Raw genomic sequence first — 6,180 nt, forward strand, 5'->3', positions numbered from 1 at the left:
AGTCTTCAACTGACAAAGAGCCCACACCATGACTACTCGCCCTACTGTTCTGATCACTGGCGCCTCCACCGGCATCGGCGCCGTCTACGCCGCACGTTTCGCCCAACGCGGGCACGATCTGGTGCTGGTCGCCCGTGACCAGGCGCGCCTGGACACCCTTGCTGCCGGTTTGCGCGCTGAGCACAACGTCAATGTCGAAGTGCTACAGGCCGACCTGACGCAACTGAGCGACCTGCAAACCGTCGAGGCGCGTCTGCGTGACGACGCGCGCATCGGTATCCTCGTCAACAATGCCGGCGCCGCGCAGTCCGGTACCTTCATCGAGCAGAGCACCGACAGCGTGGCGCAACTGGTCGCGCTGAACACCACGGCGCTGGTGCGTTTGGCCAGTGCCATCGCCCCGCGCCTGGCCAAGGCCGGCGACGGCGCGATCATCAACATCGGCTCGGTGGTGGGCCTGGCGCCGGAGTTCGGCATGTCGGTGTATGGCGCGACCAAGGCGTTCGTACTGTTCCTCTCCCAGGGCCTGAGCCTGGAACTGTCGCCACAAGGCGTGTACGTGCAAGCCGTATTGCCTGCCGCCACTCGCACGGAAATCTGGGACCGCGCCGGTATCGACATCAACACCCTCACCGACATCATGGAAGTCGGCGACATGGTCGACGCCGCGCTGGTCGGTTTCGACCGTCGCGAAGTCGTGACCATCCCGCCGCTGCACGAAGGCGAGCGCTGGGATGCCTTGCAAGCGGCGCGGCAAGGCCTGTTGGCGCAGATTCGCCAGTCGGCGGTGGCGCAGCGTTATCTGACTCAGGCCTGACCTCATCCAAACCCGCCGCTATACCGGCGGGTTTCTACCGACAAGAGCATCCGCAATGAAGGCATTTTTCATCGAGCGCTACGGCAAGCAGAACGGCCGGGTTGGCGACCTGCCCGAACCGCTGGTTGGCGCTCACGACGTGCTGATCGAAGTGCGCGCGAGTAGCGTCAATCCGCTGGACCTGAAGATTCGCAGCGGCGAATTCAAGATGATCCTGCCCTATCAAATGCCTTTGATATTGGGCAACGATGTCGCCGGCGTGGTGCTCAGCACCGGAGCGGCGGTCAAGCGTTTCAAGCCGGGCGATGAGGTTTATGCGCGTGCGCCTGAAAACAGGATTGGCACGTTTGCCGAACGCCTCGCTGTCGACGAACAAGCGGTAGCGTTGAAACCCGCCAATCTCGCCATGACCGAGGCGGCTTGCATGCCGCTGGTGGCGTTGACGGCGTGGCAGGCCCTGGTCGAAGTCGCCAACGTGCAAAAAGGCCAGAAGGTGCTGATTCACGCCGGCTCCGGTGGCGTTGGCACGGTCGCCATTCAAATGGCCAAACACCTCGGCGCTTTTGTTGCGACTACGACCAGCACGGCGAATGTCGCGTGGGTCAAGGCGCTGGGCGCTGATGTGGTGATCGATTACAAGCAGCAGGATTTCGCCATTCTGCGCGACTACGACGTGGTGCTCAACAGCCTCGGCGGCGATGTGTTGGAGAAATCGTTAACGGTGTTGAAACCGGGCGGGCAGCTGATTTCCCTGTCAGGGCCGCCGACTGCGCAGTTCGCTCGGGAGCAGGGTTTGTCGTGGCCGCTTGGGCTGGTCATGCGCCTGCTCAGCAGTGGTATTCGGCGCAAGGCGCGCAAGCGTGGGGTGGGTTATTCGTTTCTGTTCATGCGTGCCGATGGCATCCAGTTGCACAAAATCACTGCGTTGATTGAGGCAGGAGTGATCAAACCGGTGGTTGATCGTACTTTTCCGTTCGATCAAATAGCTGACGCGTTGCACTACGTTGAACAAGGTCGGGCCAAGGGCAAGGTTGCCATCGTGATCGATCCTGAAACGCCCTCACCCTAACCCTCTCCCAGAGGGAGAAGGAACTGACCGAGCTGAATGCGCGGGTAACGCCGATCTGAGATACCGAGTCGAACATATATCCCAAAAAGCCCACAAATCAGCTCCCTCTCCTCGGGGAGAGGGCTGGGGTGAGGGGTGAATTCAGCGCGGTGTTTGTATATGTGCATTGCAACTGCAAGCCCGACTCGCCATCCCCGCTGAAACGTCGAGAAATCCCTCTCACCTTGCATTTTGCCCATCCTGCACCACGCTTGATTCACAGAAGTGCACGTTTTCATGGCAAAACTGCGGTTAACTGAATGGTTAGTTACCGCTATAATCCCGCGCTTCATTCAAACGGGACTTTCAATGTGAACCACAGTCAACGCGTCTCAGGCGTTTCAACGTTCATTCTGGTCGGCCTTGGCGTGATCATCGCCCTGCTCGGTCTGGCGCTCGCGGCCGGCGGTGTGAAGCTGGTCAGCCTGGGCGGTTCCTGGTACTTCCTGGTCGGCGGTCTGGCGATGACCGTTTCCGGGGTGCTGATCGCACTGAAGAAAACTGCAGGCGCCTGGCTGTTCGCCGCGTTTCTCGTGGCGACCGCGATCTGGGCCGTGGCTGACGCCGGGCTGGTGTTCTGGCCGGTGTTCTCGCGGCTGTTCATGTTCAGCGCGATCGGTATGGTCGTCGCTCTGGTCTACCCGCTGCTGGCGCGCGCCAATGGCCGCGTCGCCGGTCGTGGCGCGTATGCCGTGGCCGCTGTGCTCGCGGTCGGTGTCGCGGTTGCTGCCGGCAACATGTTCGTTGCTCACCCAACCGTTGCCGCCACTGGCACTGGCCCAGGCCTGACTCCGGTCGAGCCGGCCAAGGCGCAGAAAGACTGGGCGCACTACGGCAACACCGAAGGTGGCAGCCGCTTCGCCGCGCTCGATCAGATCAACCGCAACAACGTCGACAAATTGAAAGTCGCGTGGACCTACCACACCGGTGACGTCGCCGAGAGCGATGGCAACGGCGCCGAAGACCAGCTCACCCCGCTGCAGGTCGGCAACAAAGTCTTCATCTGCACCCCGCACAACAACCTGATCGCGCTGGACGCCGACACCGGCAAGGAAATCTGGAAAAACCAGATCAACGCCCAGTCGAAAGTCTGGCAGCGCTGCCGTGGCATGGCCTATTTCGATGCCACCGTCACCATCGCTCAGCCGAGCAACTCTTCGATCATCGAAGCCAAACCCGAGCCGGCCGCCAACTGCCAGCGCCGTCTGCTGACCAACACCATCGATGCCCGCCTGATTGCCGTCGATGCCGACACCGGCGAGTTCTGCCAGGGTTTCGGCAACAACGGTCAGGTCGATCTGAAGGCCGGCCTGGGTGATGTTCCGGACAGCTACTATCAGTTGTCGTCCGCGCCATTGATGGCCGGCACCACCGTGGTGGTTGGCGGTCGTGTTGCCGACAACGTGCAAAGCGACATGCCAGGCGGTGTGATCCGTGGTTTTGACGTGATCACCGGCACCATGCGCTGGGCGTTCGACCCGGGCAACCCGCAGGATCGCAACGCGCCGGCCGACGGCAAAACCTACGTGCGCAGCACGCCGAACAGCTGGGCGCCGATGTCCTACGACGCGGCGACCAACACCGTATTCCTGCCGATGGGCAGCTCGTCCACCGACATCTATGGTGTCGAGCGCAGCGAACTGGACCACAAGTACGGCGCTTCGATCCTCGCGCTGGACGCCAGCACCGGTGAAGAACGCTGGGTGTTCCAGACCGTGCACAACGATCTGTGGGACTTCGACCTGCCGATGCAGCCGAGCCTGATCGACTTCGACAAGGACGGTCAAAGCGTTCCGGCGCTGGTCATCGGTACCAAGGCCGGGCAGATCTATGTGCTCGACCGCGCCACCGGCAAGCCGCTGACGGAAGTCAAGGAAGTACCGGTGAAAGCCGCGAACATCCCTAACGAGCCGTACTCGCCAACTCAGCCGAAATCCGTGGGCATGCCGCAGATCGGCGCGCAGCACCTGACGGAATCGGACATGTGGGGCGCCACGCCGTACGACCAGCTGCTCTGCCGCATCGACTTCAAGAGCATGCGCTACGACGGCCTGTACACCGCGCCGGGTACTGACAAATCGCTGAGTTTCCCGGGTTCGCTGGGCGGCATGAACTGGGGCAGCATCTCCACTGACCCGGTGCACGGCTTCATCTTCGTCAACGACATGCGCCTGGGTCTGTGGATCCAGATGATCCCGTCGCAGAACAAAGGCCAAGCCGCTGGCGGTGGCGAAGCGCTGAACACCGGCATGGGCGCTGTGCCGCTCAAAGGCACGCCGTATGCGGTGAACAAGAACCGCTTCCTGTCGGTGGCCGGCATTCCGTGCCAGGCGCCGCCGTTCGGCACCTTGACCGCGATCGACATGAAGACCCAGAAAGTCGCATGGCAGGTTCCGGTCGGCACCGTTGAAGACACCGGTCCCCTGGGCATCCGCATGCACCTGCCGATCAAGATCGGTCTGCCAACCCTCGGCGGCACCCTGTCGACCCAGGGCGGCCTGATCTTCATTGCCGGCACCCAGGACTTCTACCTGCGCGCCTTCAACAGCGGCAACGGCGAAGAAGTCTGGAAAGCCCGTCTGCCGGTCGGCAGCCAGGGCGGCCCGATGACCTACGTTTCGCCGAAAACCGGCAAGCAGTACATCGTTGTCACCGCTGGCGGCGCACGCCAGTCGACCGATCGTGGCGATTACGTGATGGCCTACGCCCTGCCGTAACTCATTGCCGCACAACCAACCTCCTCCAAGCGCGCGGTGCCCCAAAGCACCGCGTCGCCGTTTTATTGCGTTAAAGATTTCAGCAGGAAGGATTCACATGTCATCGGCTGTTCGCTTTTCTCGTACCAAGCTTTCCACTGGCCTGTTGCTGGGCCTGAGCTGCACCACTGCCCTCCCCGCGCTGGCCGCCAGCGATTCCGATCTGCTGAGCCGCAGCACCCTGACCGGGGACTGGGGCGGCTTGCGTCATCAACTCGATGAAGACGGCATCAAGTTCACTGGCGATTACAGCGGCGAAACCGCTTACAACGCCGACGGCGGCCTGCACCGCTCGGCGCGCTACTCGCAGAACATCAAGCTCGGCGTGCAGTTTGATCTGAGCAAACTCTACGGCGTCGACAACGCCGGCAAAGTGCAACTGACTATCAACGACCGTCGTGGCAACAGCGCTTCGGAAGATCTGGTCGGCAACCGCCTGCCGATTCAGGAAAACTACGGCGGCCTGTACACGCGCCTGACTGAACTGAGTTACGAGCGCAGCCTGTTCACCCCGGCGCTGAACGTGAAGCTCGGCTACATGGCCATGGGCAACGACCTCGGCGGCCTCGACAGCGGCATTCTGTGCAACTTCATGAACGCCGGTTTCTGCGGTCACCCGCTGAACATGTCCGGCGGCAGCGGCTGGACCAACTACCCCAATGCGCGTCTGGGCGTGCGGGTCAAATACGACCTGTCGCCGTCCTGGCAGCTGCGTGTGGCAGCGTTCAACGTCGATCCAGAAAGCAACGGCAATTCCAGCCGAGCCTGGCATCTGGGGCCTAAGCACACCACCGGCACCGTCGTGCCGATCGAGCTGGTGTACAAGCACGCCGGCGAGCTGCCGGGTGAGTACAAGCTCGGCTATTACTTCGACAGCTCCGACGTCAAACGCATTGGCAGCGACGACGAGGTGTCCGGGCGTGGCGGGCATTATTTGCTGATCGATCAGGCAGTCTGGCGTTCGCCGACCTCCGAGGGCCGCAGCTTGCATGCTTTCGGTCAGTATTCGGCGGCCAGTGAAGCGGCCTCGCCATTCAGCAAGTGGTACGGCACTGGCGTGGTGTTGTACAAACCGTTCGAAGGCCGCCCGCGAGACACCGTGGCCCTGGGCTATGGCCGCGCCGTGCCGAACCCGCGCAGCCGCGATGTGCAGCAGAATGCCGCGCTGGCCGATGGTGCTGCGTCCCCGAATCTCGATAGCGCCGAGCAGTTGATCGAGCTGGGTTACGGCTACCAGGCCACCCCATGGCTGACCCTGCGCCCGAACCTGCAATACATCATCGAACCGGGGGCGTTCTCCGGGCAGGACATCGATAATGCGCTGGTGGTGGGTTTGCAGGTGAAGGCTGCGCTTTAAGCCTTGTGGTGAATGTAATGCCGCCTTCGTGAGCAAACCCACTCCCACAGGATTCGGCGGCGTGCAAAAAATCCCGGCACAACACAGATCCACTGTGGGAGCGAGCTTGCTCGCGAAAGCGCAGGGTCAGGCGGCTGTGATG

At 62.1% G+C, this 6,180-nt stretch carries 4 protein-coding genes; all 4 read left to right on the top strand.

The features are described from left to right. The first annotated feature begins 28 nt into the window (after positions 1 to 28). Positions 29 to 817 carry an SDR family NAD(P)-dependent oxidoreductase gene (locus AC0IXA_RS01965; RefSeq protein WP_471811416.1) on the top strand — a complete coding sequence of 263 codons (789 nt, stop codon included), beginning with the start codon at positions 29 to 31 and terminating at the stop codon, positions 815 to 817. 55 nt (positions 818 to 872) lie between these two features. Continuing rightward, a complete protein-coding gene (locus AC0IXA_RS01970) occupies positions 873 to 1,886 on the top strand; it encodes an NADP-dependent oxidoreductase (RefSeq protein ID WP_471811418.1) in 1,014 nt (337 codons plus the stop codon). 350 nt (positions 1,887 to 2,236) lie between these two features. Next, positions 2,237 to 4,642 (top strand): glucose/quinate/shikimate family membrane-bound PQQ-dependent dehydrogenase, encoded by a 2,406-nt coding sequence (locus AC0IXA_RS01975; RefSeq protein ID WP_323165272.1) that lies wholly within the window; start codon positions 2,237 to 2,239, stop codon positions 4,640 to 4,642. A gap of 97 nt (positions 4,643 to 4,739) precedes the next feature. Then, positions 4,740 to 6,038, top strand: coding sequence for a carbohydrate porin (locus tag AC0IXA_RS01980; protein ID WP_471811420.1), 1,299 nt, complete (start codon positions 4,740 to 4,742; stop codon positions 6,036 to 6,038). Positions 6,039 to 6,180: the final 142 nt, after the last annotated feature.

The organism is Pseudomonas sp. AC083 (assembly GCF_979253165.1).

What these genes read in the sequence shown, in the direction of transcription:
- AC0IXA_RS01965 (WP_471811416.1), top strand. Translation starts at nt 29, where the DNA reads ATGACTACTCGCCCTACTGTTCTGATCACTGGCGCCTCCACCGGCATC.
- AC0IXA_RS01980 (WP_471811420.1), top strand. Translation starts at nt 4,740, where the DNA reads ATGTCATCGGCTGTTCGCTTTTCTCGTACCAAGCTTTCCACTGGCCTG.
- AC0IXA_RS01970 (WP_471811418.1), top strand. Translation starts at nt 873, where the DNA reads ATGAAGGCATTTTTCATCGAGCGCTACGGCAAGCAGAACGGCCGGGTT.